The organism is Alteromonas sp. ALT199 (assembly GCF_018619335.1).
Lineage (GTDB): Bacteria > Pseudomonadota > Gammaproteobacteria > Enterobacterales > Alteromonadaceae > Alteromonas.
On record NZ_JAHHDX010000155.1, the window covers coordinates 12,537 to 27,991 of the forward strand.

The 15,455-nt window shown below is 45.1% G+C and carries 15 protein-coding genes; all 15 read right to left on the reverse strand.

Annotation, left to right across the window (positions count from 1 at the left end; genetic code table 11):
• Nucleotides 1-8 precede the first annotated feature (8 nt).
• Nucleotides 9-1,037, reverse strand: a complete 1,029-nt coding sequence (locus KL866_RS17590; protein ID WP_214996242.1) for a RodZ domain-containing protein — start codon at nt 1,035-1,037, stop codon at nt 9-11.
• 6 nt (nt 1,038-1,043) lie between these two features.
• The gene (gene pilW, locus KL866_RS17595) at nt 1,044-2,228 is read right to left on the reverse strand and encodes a type IV pilus biogenesis/stability protein PilW (RefSeq protein WP_025255911.1); all 1,185 of its coding nucleotides are present in this window, start codon (nt 2,226-2,228) and stop codon (nt 1,044-1,046) included.
• Between the two features lie 24 nt (nt 2,229-2,252).
• Nucleotides 2,253-3,371 carry a bifunctional tRNA (adenosine(37)-C2)-methyltransferase TrmG/ribosomal RNA large subunit methyltransferase RlmN gene (locus tag KL866_RS17600; protein WP_025255912.1) on the reverse strand — a complete coding sequence of 373 codons (1,119 nt, stop codon included), beginning with the start codon at nt 3,369-3,371 and terminating at the stop codon, nt 2,253-2,255.
• 313 nt (nt 3,372-3,684) lie between these two features.
• Nucleotides 3,685-4,116, reverse strand: a complete 432-nt coding sequence (gene ndk, locus KL866_RS17605; protein WP_012519000.1) for a nucleoside-diphosphate kinase — start codon at nt 4,114-4,116, stop codon at nt 3,685-3,687.
• A gap of 283 nt (nt 4,117-4,399) precedes the next feature.
• On the reverse strand, nt 4,400-4,810 hold the full coding sequence (locus KL866_RS17610; protein WP_025255913.1) for a SufE family protein: 411 nt from the start codon (nt 4,808-4,810) through the stop codon (nt 4,400-4,402).
• A 54-nt stretch (nt 4,811-4,864) separates the two neighbouring features.
• The gene (gene sufT / locus KL866_RS17615) at nt 4,865-5,398 is read right to left on the reverse strand and encodes a putative Fe-S cluster assembly protein SufT (RefSeq protein WP_025255914.1); all 534 of its coding nucleotides are present in this window, start codon (nt 5,396-5,398) and stop codon (nt 4,865-4,867) included.
• A 51-nt stretch (nt 5,399-5,449) separates the two neighbouring features.
• Nucleotides 5,450-5,806 (reverse strand): iron-sulfur cluster assembly accessory protein, encoded by a 357-nt coding sequence (locus tag KL866_RS17620; RefSeq protein ID WP_025255915.1) that lies wholly within the window; start codon nt 5,804-5,806, stop codon nt 5,450-5,452.
• A 9-nt stretch (nt 5,807-5,815) separates the two neighbouring features.
• A complete protein-coding gene (locus KL866_RS17625; RefSeq protein ID WP_025255916.1) occupies nt 5,816-7,033 on the reverse strand; it encodes an aminotransferase class V-fold PLP-dependent enzyme in 1,218 nt (405 codons plus the stop codon).
• Nucleotides 7,030-8,286, reverse strand: a complete 1,257-nt coding sequence (sufD, locus tag KL866_RS17630; RefSeq protein WP_214996244.1) for a Fe-S cluster assembly protein SufD — start codon at nt 8,284-8,286, stop codon at nt 7,030-7,032. The genes KL866_RS17625 and sufD overlap by 4 nt, the downstream gene beginning before the upstream one ends.
• The gene (gene sufC, locus KL866_RS17635) at nt 8,283-9,044 is read right to left on the reverse strand and encodes a Fe-S cluster assembly ATPase SufC (protein WP_025255918.1); all 762 of its coding nucleotides are present in this window, start codon (nt 9,042-9,044) and stop codon (nt 8,283-8,285) included. The genes sufD and sufC overlap by 4 nt, the downstream gene beginning before the upstream one ends.
• A gap of 3 nt (nt 9,045-9,047) precedes the next feature.
• Nucleotides 9,048-10,484, reverse strand: coding sequence for a Fe-S cluster assembly protein SufB (gene sufB, locus KL866_RS17640; protein WP_214996246.1), 1,437 nt, complete (start codon nt 10,482-10,484; stop codon nt 9,048-9,050).
• Between the two features lie 467 nt (nt 10,485-10,951).
• A complete protein-coding gene (locus tag KL866_RS17645) occupies nt 10,952-12,118 on the reverse strand; it encodes an IscS subfamily cysteine desulfurase (RefSeq protein ID WP_025255920.1) in 1,167 nt (388 codons plus the stop codon).
• A gap of 18 nt (nt 12,119-12,136) precedes the next feature.
• Nucleotides 12,137-12,622: a Fe-S cluster assembly transcriptional regulator IscR gene (gene iscR / locus KL866_RS17650; RefSeq protein WP_179984062.1), complete on the reverse strand. Its 486-nt coding sequence runs from the start codon at nt 12,620-12,622 to the stop codon at nt 12,137-12,139.
• Between the two features lie 227 nt (nt 12,623-12,849).
• Nucleotides 12,850-13,773 carry an alpha/beta fold hydrolase gene (locus tag KL866_RS17655; RefSeq protein ID WP_214996248.1) on the reverse strand — a complete coding sequence of 308 codons (924 nt, stop codon included), beginning with the start codon at nt 13,771-13,773 and terminating at the stop codon, nt 12,850-12,852.
• Nucleotides 13,774-13,821: 48 nt separating this feature from the next.
• Entirely contained in the window at nt 13,822-15,276 is a 1,455-nt protein-coding gene (locus KL866_RS17660; RefSeq protein WP_214996250.1) for an NAD(P)/FAD-dependent oxidoreductase, read from the reverse strand.
• Between the last annotated feature and the right edge of the window lie 179 nt (nt 15,277-15,455).

Below are 15,455 nucleotides of genomic sequence, written 5' to 3' on the forward strand. Positions count from 1 at the left end.
CTAATTACCTATAAAGGAAGTACGAAGCGAGCTGTTTGACCATTTTGATATGGAGAAATATCAACAGCGTCGCCGTTAACTGATATGCGCACATTATCCGGTGCGCCGAGCGTAACTTCAACAGGAGGAACGCCTTGAATTTCCATGACACGCCCTTTTTGTTTTACACCGTAGGCGATAGCCTCGCCAGAGGCGTCTTTAATATTAACCCAACAGTCATCTTCAAAGGTGAAAACCATTGATATTGGCGCTGCGTCATTTTGTGTATTTAGGGCAATATCAGATTGAGGTTCGTTATCGCTATCTACTGCATTAACTAATGCAGTTAAGTTGTTACTGTCATTCACTGCAGTATCAGGGGCCGAGATTGCCCCACTGTCTAAGCTGCCATCCTGGGTAAAACCACTATCTTGCTCATTTGCTCTGCGATTGGAATCTGCTAATGCAACGTCGTTTGAGACAGAGTTTAACTCTTCATTTGTTTGAGAAAACTCATTACCTTCTTGTGAATTATTTAACGTTTTATCACGTGAAGAAATTGGTGTGTTCGCCGCTTCTCGCTTAACCGCTTCATTGAGAGGCAGTTCGGAAACCGCATCGTCGTTTGGCTGTTGGTACCACCACACTACAACCCCAGCGATGATTAACAGTAAAATAACATATGTCACCATCATCCAACGGTCATCGTGTGTCTGTTTTGCGACACGCTTTGAGAAGCTTTGGAGCTTTTCCGATGAAGGAACTGATGTTTGATTGTGGAAGCGCTCAAATGCTTCAATCACGTCATGAGAATTCATACCTAATTGTTTGGCATAATTTCTCACGTATCCTTTAGTAAAAGTAACCGACGAGTTTTCGTCGACGACATCGCTTTCCAACTCGTTGATTTGCTTGACCTTTAAAAACAATTTATCAGCAACATCTTGTTGAGACAAACCTAGCGTTTCACGGCGCGCTTTAAGCATTGTCCCTGGACTTGGCGTATTTTCTTGTTGTGGCGAAGTAACTTCTTGATTCGCTTTTTCTTCTGACACCATTAAACCTTATTCCTCCTGCATACTCTGTGGTACCAACCAAAGCGTCTGACCAGCAATAATAGCGCCAGTATTTTCAAGGTTGTTCCACTGTTGCAGTGTCGCCATTTTGATATTGTGCAATAAAGAAATACGATATAAGTTTTCACCTTCTTTTACTACATGGAATTTGTCACTTTGCGCAGATAATTCAGTATTTTGCTTATTATCTTCATCGTTGCCCCCTGCTGTCGATGTTTGCTCATCGCTAGCGATACTTTCCTGATGTTCAACAATGTCTTTATTGGAGGATGGCAACTCACTGGCCGTTTCGCTTTGGCCTGCTTGAACAACTCGTTGGTTATCTCGCTCAGTATCAAGCTGCGTAGGCACTTCATTAGAAGTGGATTTAACCTTCTTGGTGATTTTGTTTTGCAGGCTCTCGCGTTGTGCCATGTACCGTTTTGTCAATTCACTCTCGGGAAACAGAGACTCCATCATCTCGCCATATCCTATAGCTTTTTCGACATCGCCTTGGCCTTTCGCAATTTCAAGGGCCAACCACAATGAACCAGGTGTCGTTTTAGCAACCCGTTCATACTTTCGAAGGGTAGACTCGGCTAGTTCCCACTGTTCTGAAACTGTATAAAGTTCACTTAGCAGAAATAAACTCTTACCTCGGGCAGGTTGATGCTGTAGTGCGTCTTGAAAGTACCCAATTGCTTCATCGAGTTGTCCCTGGCTTTGTGCACACAAGGCGAGATTTTCATAGGTTTGCGCTGCATTCGCGTAAAGACGGTTATTAATCGCATCAAAGAAATAAACTTTGGCTTTTTCGTACTCACCGTTCTGACATTTAAACGCCCCGTAACTATTGGCAATATCACCATTGTTCGGCGCTAATTCGATGGCTGTTTCGTAATACTCTTCGGCTCTGAGGTTATCGCCTACCAATTGGTAGTAATACGCCATGGCAAACTGAACATCTGCAGAGCGGGGATTAAACGCAAGTGCCTTATCGAGATTCTTTTTGGCTTGTGTGTAGTTATTGTTTTGAAGGTAGGTAAGACCAAGAGACGTGCGCGTCTTAGCGGCTTCTTCATGATCAAAGTCACCGCCATACAAGCCTGACTGGCTGTTACTGACACAACCCGCGGTTAATATAACCGCGCTTAATAAACTAGCTCTCAGTGAAGTCCGCATTCCTGCAACCATAGTCTTACCCTATTATCTTAATGATTATTGGGCCATTTTTACTGAAATTGCTTCGCCCTTCACCTGTTTTTTTAACAATCTTTTCGTTCTATCGACTACATCGCCCACTAATTGACCACACGCTGCGTCAATATCATCGCCTCGGGTTTTACGCACAACAGTGGTAAATCCATATTCCATAAGCACTTTTGAGAATCTGTCGATGCGCGAGTTGCTAGAACACGTGTAAGGCGAACCCGGGTATGGGTTAAAAGGTATTAAATTTATTTTACTAGGTGTGTCTTTTAATACCTTTGCCAATTGATGCGCTTGTTCAGTGCTGTCATTTATGTTTGAAAGCATTACGTATTCAACCGTTACGCGACCTTGGTTCGCTTTAGATTTAGCCAGATAGCGACGTACACCTGCTAAAAATGCTTCAATATTGTATTTTTTATTAACCGGTACAATTTCATTGCGCAACTCATCCGTTGGCGCATGCAGTGATATAGCTAAGGCCACATCAATTTGGTCGCCCAACATATCTAGGGCGGGTACAACACCAGATGTGCTTAGCGTAACCCGGCGCTTAGACAAACCGAAACCAAAGTCATCAAGCATGATATCCATTGCTGGCACTACGTTTTTAAGGTTAAGTAGTGGCTCGCCCATGCCCATCATTACTACATTGGTGATTGGGCGCTTGCTTGAGTCTTTTGAAAGGCCAAGGAAGGTAGCTACGCGCCATACCTGACCGATAATCTCACTCACGCTTAGGTTACGGTTAAAGCCCTGTTGCGCTGTTGAACAGAAAGTACACTCCAGCGCACAACCTACCTGTGATGAAACACAAAGCGTCGCACGGTCTGTTTCAGGGATCCAAACAGATTCAACTTCCTGACCGCCTTCAAGGGTAAGTGCGAACTTGATAGTACCGTCGCTCGCTTCTTGGAAGTAAGCGATTTCAGGCGCTTTTATTTCACAATTTTCAATAAGCATCGCGCGAAGGTTTTTGTTGAGATTACTCATTTCCTCAAAATCGCTGACACCGTGCTGGTAGATCCATTTCATTACCTGGTCGGCACGAAACGGCTTCTCGCCCATTTCCTTAAAGAAATTGCGCAAGCCATCGCGATTTAAGTTTAATAAGTTAGTTTTTGCCATGAATAAGATGACCCTTTTACCTTCGAGGGATGCCCCTCTAACTGCTAAATACTGTGTAAAAATCAGCGATTCGACTGTGTCTTGAGTAACGAACACAAGCTGATTAAAATTTGTGCGGATTTTACCACAGATGAGATACGAGAAAAAGCCGATTTAACGCAGAGAAACGTTAAGTTTAGCAATGCGCAAGACGCGAGGTTTAACTAGTCTAAATGAGCAACGAATAAAACAATATATGACTTACTTTTTATCTTTACTTTTTGATAAAAAAACGGGACACCAAGGCCCCGTTTTTTTGTCTACCTGCGTAATCTTAGCGAGTACGCGGGCAGATCTCTTCTTCAGAGAAGAAGTATGCGATTTCGCGAGCTGCTGACTCAGGTGCGTCAGAACCGTGAACTGCATTTTCGTCGATTGACGCTGCGTAGTCTGAACGTAGTGTACCTGCAGCTGCGTCAGCTGGGTTAGTAGCGCCCATGATTTCACGGTTAGCTAGAACTGCATTTTCGCCTTCTAGAACTTGAACCATAACAGGACCAGACGTCATGAAGTCTACAAGTGCGCCAAAGAAAGGACGCTCTTTGTGTTCTGCATAGAAGCCTTCTGCTTGCTCTTTGCTCATGTGGATCATCTTAGATGCCACGATGCGAAGACCTGCAGATTCGAAACGGTTGTAAATTGCACCGATAACGTTTTTAGCTACCGCATCAGGCTTGATAATCGAAAAAGTACGCTCAAGAGCCATGTTCTCTCTCCAAACAAATAGTGTATGTGTCTTTAAATTTTGGCCGCGAATTATAGGCAATTAATAACGGCTTGACCAGCGCCTTTTTAAATCAGGCGTAACGCGTTGTTTTTGCTGACAATATAGTAATAGATTAACCCACCAGCTATGACAATATGATGACAGTGTTTACTTTATTTTGCGAAGGCAGATATTTTAAACCAGTAATATCTGCACTCACGATGGTTGCTATCAACAATTAAAGTGAAGTGGGATAACTAACCTAGCAATAAGGAATTAGGTTTTAGGCGTTAGCTTTTGCAAGCTCTTGAATTTTACCCACGATAGCACGTAAGCCATTGCCTCGCGTTGGGGTGATATGACGCTCAAGATCTAACGCTTCAAAATAACCGTCGATATCAAACGCCAAGATATCTGCTGGCGTCTTGCTATTGTACGCAGCTAATACTAATGCTAGCAAACCCTGAACGATTACGGCATCGCTGTCTACATCAAAGTTAATTTTATTACCGTCGTAAGACTCGACTAACCACACGCTGCTTTGACATCCCTTAACGAGTCGCTCTGGCGTCTTGGCATCTTCTGCAAGCCCCGGAATAGATTTCCCTAAGTCAATGATGTACTGATAACGCTGTTCCCAATCGTCGAAGAACGCTAAATCATCAATAATTTCGTCACTGCTAGGTAGTTGCATTGCTATTTCCGTAATTTTGTAAAAAGAATAATAGGTAGGAGGTACATTAACCGCCTAAAAGAAAAGACCCGCTTCAAGTTGCGCTTCTTCACTCATCATGTCTCGTGACCAAGCTGGGTCGAAAACCAACTCAACGTTCACGTTTTTAACATGAGGAACCATGGCCACACGATATTCCACATCGCCAACCAAAACTGGCCCCATACCACAGCCAGGTGCTGTAAGTGTCATATCGATATTTACTGCACCTGTTGTTTGATCTATATCCACTTTATAGATAAGGCCAAGCGACACAAGGTTAATTGGAATTTCAGGGTCATAAATAGTTTCTAAAGCATCCCACACTTGCTGTTCACTGATGTTCCCGTCTTCGGGAGCGTCAAAGCTTAGTGTCATGGCTTTACGGCCAATTGCGCCAGCGTCGGTACCATCAATACGGTACATATTACCACGCCAGGTTACGGTGTAATTACCACCAAGCTCTTGCGTGATATTGACAAACTCACCTTCAGGTATAACGGTGGGATTGCCTGCAGGAACCAAGCGTGCCTTACATTCGCGCTCGGTGGTCACCATTTTTTGCTTCATAAACGATTTTGTACTCTTGGTAATACTATTTGTGGATTAAAAACGCAGGCGTTAGCCTACGTTGAAGCTCTCGCCACACCCACATTCATCAACCACATTAGGGTTGTTGTACTTAATTATGCCGTTCACACCTTCAGTAACGTAATCAATTTCTGTATTACGCAAAAGGTCTGTTGCATCAGCTGCTACTGCCACATTTACAATTGGAGAAATCTCTACGATTTCATCCCCTGCTTGTGCGCCATCAGCGAAATCGAGTACGTAAGCATAACCCGTACAGCCGCTTACTTTTGTCGATAAACGAATTAACTGACCAGGCTTGTCTTTAAGCTTACTTTCGAAATGCTTAACGGCACTGTCAGTTAGCGTAATGAGCTTTGTACTAGGTACGAAAGTTTCAACACTCATAATGCCTCCTTAGGCCAACATCATTTTTGCTTTCTTAAGCGCAGCGAATAGGCTGTCTACTTCTTCAAGCGTATTATAAATTGAGAACGACGCACGGGCGGTACCCGGAATACCAAAGCGTTTCATTAGCGGCTGAGCGCAGTTATCGCCGGTACGGATTGCAACGCCTTGCCTATCTAAAATAAAGCCTACGTCCGCTGGGTGTGCCCCTTCAAGTAAGAAGCTTAATACCCCAACTTTGTTAGGTGCTGTACCAATGATACGCATGCCGTCTAGGGCTTCTGCCTGTTCGGTAGCGTAGGCAAGTAGCTTCTGTTCATGTTCATGCAGTGCGTTAACGTCAAGTGCGCTAAACCAATCTACTGCTGCACCCATACCAATGGCACCAGCAATGTTAGGCGTACCTGCTTCTAAACGATTTGGCAATGCCCCCCATGTAGCTTCATGGTAAGTCACATCTTTGATCATCTCGCCGCCCACCTGCCATACTGGCCAGGTTTCAAGCACCTCTTTTTTGCCCCACAAACAGCCTATGCCTGTTGGACCGAAAAGTTTATGCCCGGAAAATGCGTAAAAGTCACAACCAATGTCTTGTACGTCAACGCCGCCGTGGGCAATACCTTGTGCACCATCTACTAATACCCATGCGCCAACAGCTTTGGCTTTTTGGGTAAGTGCTTTAATAGGGTTAACCGTGCCTAACGCGTTCGATACGTGTGGGAATGCCACCAATTTAGTGTTTTCAGACAACAACCTTTCGAAAGCGTCTACATCAAGCTCACCGCTATCAAAAATAGGCACAACATTTAGCGTTGCACCAGAGCGGCGGCAGGCCTGCTGCCAAGTAACCAAGTTAGCATGGTGCTCCAGCTCGGTTACCATCACTTCATCGCCTTCAGCTAGAAGCTGACTTAAACCATTAGCGACAATATTGATAGCTTCAGTGGTACCGGCAGTCCAAATAACTTCTTCGCGAACACTCGCATTAATAAACGTAGCAACGCTGGTACGTGCATTTTCGTAGCGGCGCGTGGCTTCATCTGATAGATGATGCGCTCCGCGGTGCACGTTTGCGTTCGTACCCGTGTAAAAATCTACCAAGGCGTCGATCACCGCCTGAGGTTTTTGTGTTGTTGCCGCGTTATCAAGGTATACCAGCGGTTTGCCGTCTACCGTTTTCGATAAGATAGGAAACTGGGCACGAAGTGCTGCAACGTCTAAGCTCATTTCACCTCCATCTGGGCGAAACGCTCGCTTAATATAGGCGCAATCCACTCGCGTACGGCTACGCTTGGCACATCGTTAATAAGCTCTTGGATAAAGCCAAAGTTCAGCATAACGAGGGCCTTACTACGAGAAATACCACGAGTAAGCATGTAGTACAGGGCTTCTTCTTCAATCTCTGCCACTGTCGCACCGTGGGCACATTTTACGTCATCAGCATAAATCTCAAGCTCAGGCTTGGTATTGATAACGCCTCGGCGAGATAGCAATAGATTGCGGTTATTAAGCTCAGCGAGTGTTTTTTGTGCGTCGCGATGAATATGAATACGACCATTAAATACTGCACGTGCCTTATCACCTACAATACCTCGCGCGTTTTCTTCTGTTGTACCATTTGGCATAGCGTGCTCAATGGTTGAGTGAAGGTCGAATAGCTCGCCCTCTGCCAGAAGATAGATGGCGTTCATTTTCGCATCAGCAAATTCACCGGCATGATGAATATCTACATCTAAACGTGAAAGCTCACTGCCATAGCCCACCATAGTGCTGTTAAGCGTGGTGCGGTTATGTAGTTTGAAGTGGCTGCCACCTAGCTGCTTTGCCTTGTCTGTGAACATAGCAAAACGATAGTGCTCTAAATGCGCATCATCGGCTAAATCATATTCAGCAAACGCGGTGGTTAAGCTTTCAGTATCACCAAAACCTTGCTCTATAACAGTGGCGCTCGCACCTTCTGCTACTTTCACTACTACACGCGTATGCGCATCGACATTTTGTGAAGCCATGTTCACGATGCGTACCGGTGTATCAATTTTTACGCCAGCTTCAACATTAATAAATATACCATGTTGGCAAAGCGCGTCATTCACCAAACCGAACATATGACGGGTTGGTTTAACTTGACCGTAAACACTGCTAATAGCTTGCTGCGTAGCTGCATCGTCGGTATTAAGCGACGTAATTGTCATGCCCGCAGGTACATCCAGGGTGTTTACTTGCGTGACCAATACGCCATCAACGAAAATTAAGTCGATAGCATTCAGGTTGTCTATTGCTGGAACTGGCAGGCTGTCTGCTTGAACAGCTTGTTTCGCTTCACGCTTTTCTACAGGCGTGAGTGGAGTAAAACGCCAGCTCTCACTTCTGCGCGCTGGCCAGCCGTCAGCTTTTAACTGTGTTAAGGCCTGTTGACGCACGGGCGATAAATAATCGTCGCGCTGTGCGCTATCAATGACCTGTTCTAGCCATTGACTCATGCCTCGACCTCCTCGTACGCTTTACCTAGGAATGCATAACCGCTCTTCTCTACTTCTAGTGCAAGTGACGCGTCGCCGCTTTTTACGATTTTGCCGTCAGCAAGAATGTGCACAAAGTCAGGCTTAATGTAGTCAAGAAGACGCTGATAGTGGGTTACCACGATAAAGCTACGCTCACCGTCGCGTTGGCTGTTAACGCCATCTGCAACAACCTGCAATGCATCAACGTCAAGACCTGAATCAGATTCATCTAGAATGCAAAGTTTTGGTTCTAGCAAAATCATCTGCATGATTTCGTTACGCTTCTTCTCACCACCAGAAAAACCTTCGTTCACACCACGCTTTAAAAAGTCTAATGGAAGCTGAACTTGCTTACAGGCTTCTTTCGCTTTTTTAAGAAACTCAGCAGCTGACAGAGGCTCTTCGCCACGCTCTTCGCGCATAGCGTTTACCGACTCTTTCATAAATTCCATGTTGCTAACGCCAGGAATTTCTACTGGGTATTGGAATGCAAGGAAAAGGCCTTCGCGGGCACGTTCTTCTACGTCAAGCTCAAGTAGGTCTTTGCCGTTAAGCATTGCTTCGCCTTCGCTAACTTCATAACCGTCACGGCCAGATAGCACGTAACCTAGTGTACTTTTACCGGCACCATTGGGGCCCATGATAGCGTGTACTTCACCAGGTTTAACTTCAAGGTTAAGACCCTTAATGATGTTTTTCTCTTCTACGCTGGCATGTAAATTCTTGATACTAAGCATTGATTACCCCACTGAACCTTCAAGACTAATTTCGAGCAGCTTGCCGGCTTCTACGGCAAATTCCATTGGCAGCTCTTTGAATACTTCTTTACAGAAACCGTTAACAATCATAGAAACGGCTTTTTCCGTGTCTAAGCCACGTTGCTGACACAAAAATAATTGTTCGTCGCTCACCTTCGATGTTGTTGCTTCGTGTTCAACAATAGCTGAAGGGTTACGGCTTTCGATATACGGGAACGTGTGCGCACCACATTTATCACCGATAAGTAACGAGTCACATTCGGTAAAGTTACGTGCACCGTCTGCGCGCGGGCCCATTTGGACTAACCCGCGATAGGCATTGTTACTATTCCCTGCTGATATACCTTTAGAAATGATGGTCGACCTAGTGTTTTTGCCCACATGGATCATCTTAGTGCCGGTATCAGCCTGCTGACGACCGCGAGTAAGTGCTACTGAGTAGAACTCGCCTACGCTATTGTCGCCTTTAAGTACACAGCTTGGGTATTTCCACGTAACCGCAGAGCCTGTTTCTACCTGTGTCCACGAAATTTTTGCATTAGTATGTGCAATACCACGCTTAGTCACGAAGTTGTAAATACCGCCTTTACCGTTCTCGTCGCCAGGGTACCAGTTTTGTACCGTCGAGTACTTAATTTGAGAATCATCCATTGCAACAAGCTCAACCACCGCCGCGTGCAGCTGGTTCTCATCACGTTGCGGAGCAGTACACCCTTCAAGGTAGCTCACATAACTGCCTTCATCAGCAACAATCAAAGTACGCTCAAACTGACCTGTATTCATTTCATTTATACGGAAATAGGTAGATAGCTCCATTGGGCAACGTGTGCCTTTTGGAATATAAACAAATGAACCATCAGTAAATACGGCGCTGTTTAGCGCAGCGAAGTAGTTGTCTGTGCGCGGAACTACTGAGCCAATGTGTTTTTTAACAAGGTCAGGATACTTCTGAACCGCTTCAGAAATTGGACAGAAGATAACACCAGCCTCTTCAAGCTTCTCACGGAATGTTGTAACAACCGATACCGAATCGAATACCGCATCTACAGCAACGCCCGCCAACATTTCTTGCTCGTGCAGCGGAATACCGAGTTTTTCGTAGGTGCGCAGTAGCTCTGGGTCCACCTCGTCTAACGACTGAGGTTTGTCTTTCATACTCTTTGGTGCCGAGTAGTAAGAGATGGCTTGATAGTCAATTTTTGGATAGTCGACGTGCGCCCAATCCGGCTCTTCCATCTCTAGCCATGCATGATAAGACTTCAAACGCCATTCAAGCATCCATTCAGGCTCGTTCTTCATTGCTGATATGCGGCGGATAACCGACTCGTCCAGGCCGCTTTCAAACGTTTCAGACTCGATTTCTGAATAGAAACCTGCATCGTACTTTCTTTCTAACGCCTGTTCGATCTGTTCACTCATGTTGGGATCTCACTTGTTTGCCTGCATTTGCTGCCACTAACCTTTCTGCTTAACTGGCAAATAAATCACCCCACGGTCTTGGTAATTTATATAGACATTCAACTTCAACAACTTCATTTATTTGGATTTACGCCCAAACAGAATTATTGAAACTGCCAGTTACATTGCGGACAGCCTAAAATTTTGGTGCCGTAGTATATAATACCCGACTATTTCACTCAAATATTCAGCCATTAATTTATGGCCACTTACATGTTCTAAACGCTGCTTGAAGCTCAATTTCCTTCAAGCGCACATTAATTTTCGTCCACATTCCCTAAAATCAATAGAATGTGTTAACACAACCTACGCCTTGTTCCGAACAATAACGCTTGCTCAAACCTACGCTCTAATGGTTGTTCGAACTCTACACAAAGCTCTGTTTTTAGCGCTTAGTTAAACACCTAGCTAAACGACTATAAAAGCGCTTATGCTAAGACCGCATGGCGCAGTCGTGTAGTTACATCAACCACTTTGTTTACTACGTAATCAATGTCTTCTTGGGTCGTAAAGCGGCCTACGCTAAAACGTATACCTGCATGAGCCAGCTCATTACTGCGGCCGATGGCTTTTAGTACATAAGAAGGCTCTAAACTCGCTGACGTACACGCCGAACCTGAAGATACGGCAATGTCGTTTAGCCCCATCATCAAGCTTTCGCCGTCTATACCTGCAAAACTCACGTTTAAGATGCCTGGAATGCGCTGCGTGGCATCTCCGTTCAAATAAATATCATCAAGCTGTTGAAGACCCTGCCACAGCGATTCACGCAGTTTTAAGATGCGCGCACTGTCTTCATCCATTTTTGACGACGCCAGTGCAATAGCCTCACCCAACCCCACAATTTGGTGGGTGGCTAAGGTGCCCGAGCGCATGCCGCGCTCGTGGCCACCGCCATGAATTTGCGCCACGACATTAATTTTCGGGCGACGGCGCACATACAAAGCTCCCATACCTTTCGGGCCGTAAATCTTATGGGCCGATATAGACAGTAAATCTACCGGGAGCTCAGCTAAATCAATCGCTATCTTACCCACACTTTGTGCGCCATCTACGTGAAAAAACACGCCCTTGTCGCGACAAAGTTGTCCAATGGCTTGAATGTCTTGGATAACACCAAGCTCGTTGTTAACGTGCATAACAGATACTAAAATAGTGTCTTCACGCAACGCGTCTGCAAGTTCTTTTAGGTCAATTAATCCGTTTGACTTTACTTCAAGGTACGTAACTTCAAAGCCTTGGCTTTCTAAAAACTCACAGGTATCTAATACCGCTTTGTGCTCGGTATTAACAGTAACAATATGTTTGCCTTTTTCGGCATAGCCTTGCGCAATACCTTTAATAGCAAGGTTATTTGACTCAGTTGCGCCAGATGTGAAGACAATCTCTCTAGGGTCGCAATTCAGCGCGTCGCTAATCTGATTTCTAGCAACATCTACCGCCTCTTCAGCCATCCAGCCAATGCGGTAGCTACGAGAAGCCGGATTACCAAAGTTACCTTCTAGCGTTAAGCATTTTGCCATCGCCTCGGCCACACTTGGATCTACCGGTGTCGTTGCTGCGTAGTCTAAGTAAATGGGTGTTGATAAAGCCATGCGTTACTCAATACCAATTTAAAGTTGAATACTAACTTCGATATCTTTAGTTATATGACGAAGTGATGCATTGCCGTCTTGACGGCCGGCCACTTCCTGCACATCACGCTTAGCCATTAATTCGCCCAGCGTAATTGAATTTAAAAACGCAGCGATGCGATCACTTAGGTCTTGCCACAAGCTATGCGTTAGACAGCGATCGCCGCCTTGGCAGTCGGCTTGTCCCTGACAGCGCGTGGCATCAATGGACTCATCGACGGCGCGAATGACTTCACCTATTGCAATATCACTCGCTTCGCGACCCAATAAATAACCGCCACCTGGCCCGCGAACACTGTCTACCAATTGCTCTTTACGCAATCGAGAAAAAAGCTGTTCAAGGTAAGATAAAGAAATTTCTTGTCGTTCTGAAATGTCGGCAAGAGGCACTGGACCACGCTTTGAATGCAAAGCGACATCAAGCATTGCGGTTACCGCATAGCGCCCTTTAGAAGTGAGTTTCATTTGGATTCCTCCGCCGTTTTGTACTGTAGGAATTTTCACATACCCGACTAAAATGGTCAAGTATAAGACCTAGTAAATTAGTCAAGTATTATTGATGCGTGTAATCGCTTTTCTTCATTAGGGATGTAGCTCAAGCTACAGGGCATGCCAGACATACGCTGCGGCGGCGTTTCGATTCTTGCTCGCGTCGTATAACGCGTGTTTATTCCATACTTAAAAATTTACAGCTACCGTGTACGCTTACCGTTAGCATTTAGGTGGATATGAGCAAGAATACTGTCTGCTATTCGATGTGACTGGATATTATCTATTTGATGGCGCAATCCCTGAAGAACCTGATGCTTGGCGCCAGATATAGCTTTAGCAGTTGCTGCACCACCCGTTGGGTGAACCATACGATCGACATCTCCGTGTATCACTAACGTTGGTGCTTTGACATTCTGAAGCATTAACGTTCGGTCACCCGATTTCATGATCGCACCTATTTGTCGAAACATGGCTTTTGCGTCACTCTTACCACCGTTGCGCTGCCATGCCAATCGCGCATATTGATGCCATTGGTTTATGGCATCTTCAGCCGCAGCATCGCCTATATGGGTCATCATTGCTTTATAGTTCCTAACTGCATCATTTTCATTTACTGGAGTTTTTGCTCTTGCCAGCCGCCATAGCGTTGAATACGACGGCTGACCGACTTTTCGACTCCCAGTGGTAGAGAAAATAGACGTCAAAGATTGCACTTTTTCCGGGTGTAGGCTCGCGAGCGTTTGCGCAATCATCCCTCCCATAGACATTCCAGCAATATGCGCGCTTTCAATATTTAGCTCCGCTAAAAGCTGGGCAGTGTCTTCAGCCATACGCTCCAGTCCGTAAGCGCCCTTAGGTGCCTTGCCTCTTAACTGTTGAAGAAGATTAGGGTGCGGCGTGCTGCTGCGTACGGACTTTCCTGCATCACGATTGTCAAAGCAAATAACACGAAAACCACCGGCTACCAGACGCTCTATTAACGCTTTTGGCCAGTAAACCAGCTGGAGACCCAGTCCAACAATAAGAATGATTGTTTCACTATTGTCACTACCATGTTCGGCATAGCAAAATTTATCGCCGTTATTAAGCGTTACGAATTGCTCATTATGCTGGGCTAAGCTCATTTCACTTTCTCTGTTATTGATAACTCTGTTTTCGGGGTGGGCAGAAACTTATTCAAATTTCAGTGCCGGATCGTCTACACGGCCTTTTCGAAAGATCTTCACATCTTCCGCATAATTGAACGACATTGACCAAGGATAGCGCGTGCCCTGCCGTGGCAACGTATCTAATGAACGCTGAATGTATCCGGCCCCGAAGTTAAGCAGTGGCTGTGTTGCCATGTTCGGTTCGACAACAGGTGTACATTGTACATAATCTTGGTGCCCCATATAGTTCAATAGCCTAGTAAAATGCTCACACAACAGACCTATCTTTAAGGTCCATGATGAAGATGTATACCCCACAGCAATAGCAAAGTTAGGCACGTTACTGAGTAACATACCTTTGTACGTGACGCACTCGGGAAGCGAAACGGCTTTGCCATCTATTTTAGGGACTAATCCTCCTAATGGCAGAAGGTTTAAGCCTGTAGCCGTTACAATAATATCTGCATCTATATGCTGCCCCGAATTAAGTTTAATGCCCGATTTGGTAAACGTATCTATCGTATCTGTTTCAACAGATGCTTTTCCATTTGAAATTGAATCGAATAAATCACCACCTGGTACTGCGCAAAGTCTCTGTTCCCAAGGGTTATAGGGAGGGTTAAAGTGCACATCTACCGGATACCCTTCGGGTAACATCTTTGCATTAAGACTGCGTATTATTTTGCGCGCACGATGCGGAAAGCGCTGACAAAACGCGTATACCCAGCGCTGTTTAGCAATGTTAAACCGACGTGCGGCCTTGAACGCTATATCTTCGCTAAACCACCCACGTAAATATTTTGCGATTGGATCATCAACGGGTACCGGTAAAATATAGGAGGGTGTTCTCTGGAGCATAGTCACATGGCCGGCTGTTTTCGCTAATGCGGGAACCAAGGTTACCGCTGTAGCACCGCTGCCTATCACCACTACGCGTTTGTTTTCGTATTCCAGATCTTCGGGCCAATGCTGAGGGTGGACAATTTGCCCTTTGAAGCGGGATTGCTCCTTAAAATTTGGGGTATAACCTTTGTCATAGCGGTAATAACCTGATGCATTAAATATCCATCTTGCAGCGATGTGTTCATGCTGTCCGCTTTCTTCTGACTTTAACGTTACTCGCCAATATTTCTTATCGCTTTGCCAGTCTAAATCCACAACCCTTGTCAAAAAGCGTATATGCTCCTTGATCCCATTTTCAGTAGCGGTTTCGTCAACATAGGCTTTTATCGAGTCGCCATCAGCAATAGCCTTTTTCTCTTTCCATGGCTTGAAGTCGTACCCAAAGGTAAATAAATCGGAATCAGAACGTATACCAGGATATTTAAATAAGTCCCAGGTTCCGCCCAAATCTCCTCGGGCTTCTATAATAGAATACGACAGGCCGGGGCATTTGTTTTGAATGTGATATGCACAGCCAATACCTGAAATACCCGCTCCTATGATTAAGACATCTAACAATGGCGCGTTTTTTTGCACGTTTCCCCCAAGGAGACAGTAAACTTTACCCCAAAGAGATGCATTAAGGGTACATTGTCAATATATACTCACTCACATCTATGAGCGACAACGTATTCATACCATAGTAGTTTAATGTCGAATAGTTTAAGGAGCGACGACAATATTTGGCGTAGTAAGCATATATTGCAAGTATGCCT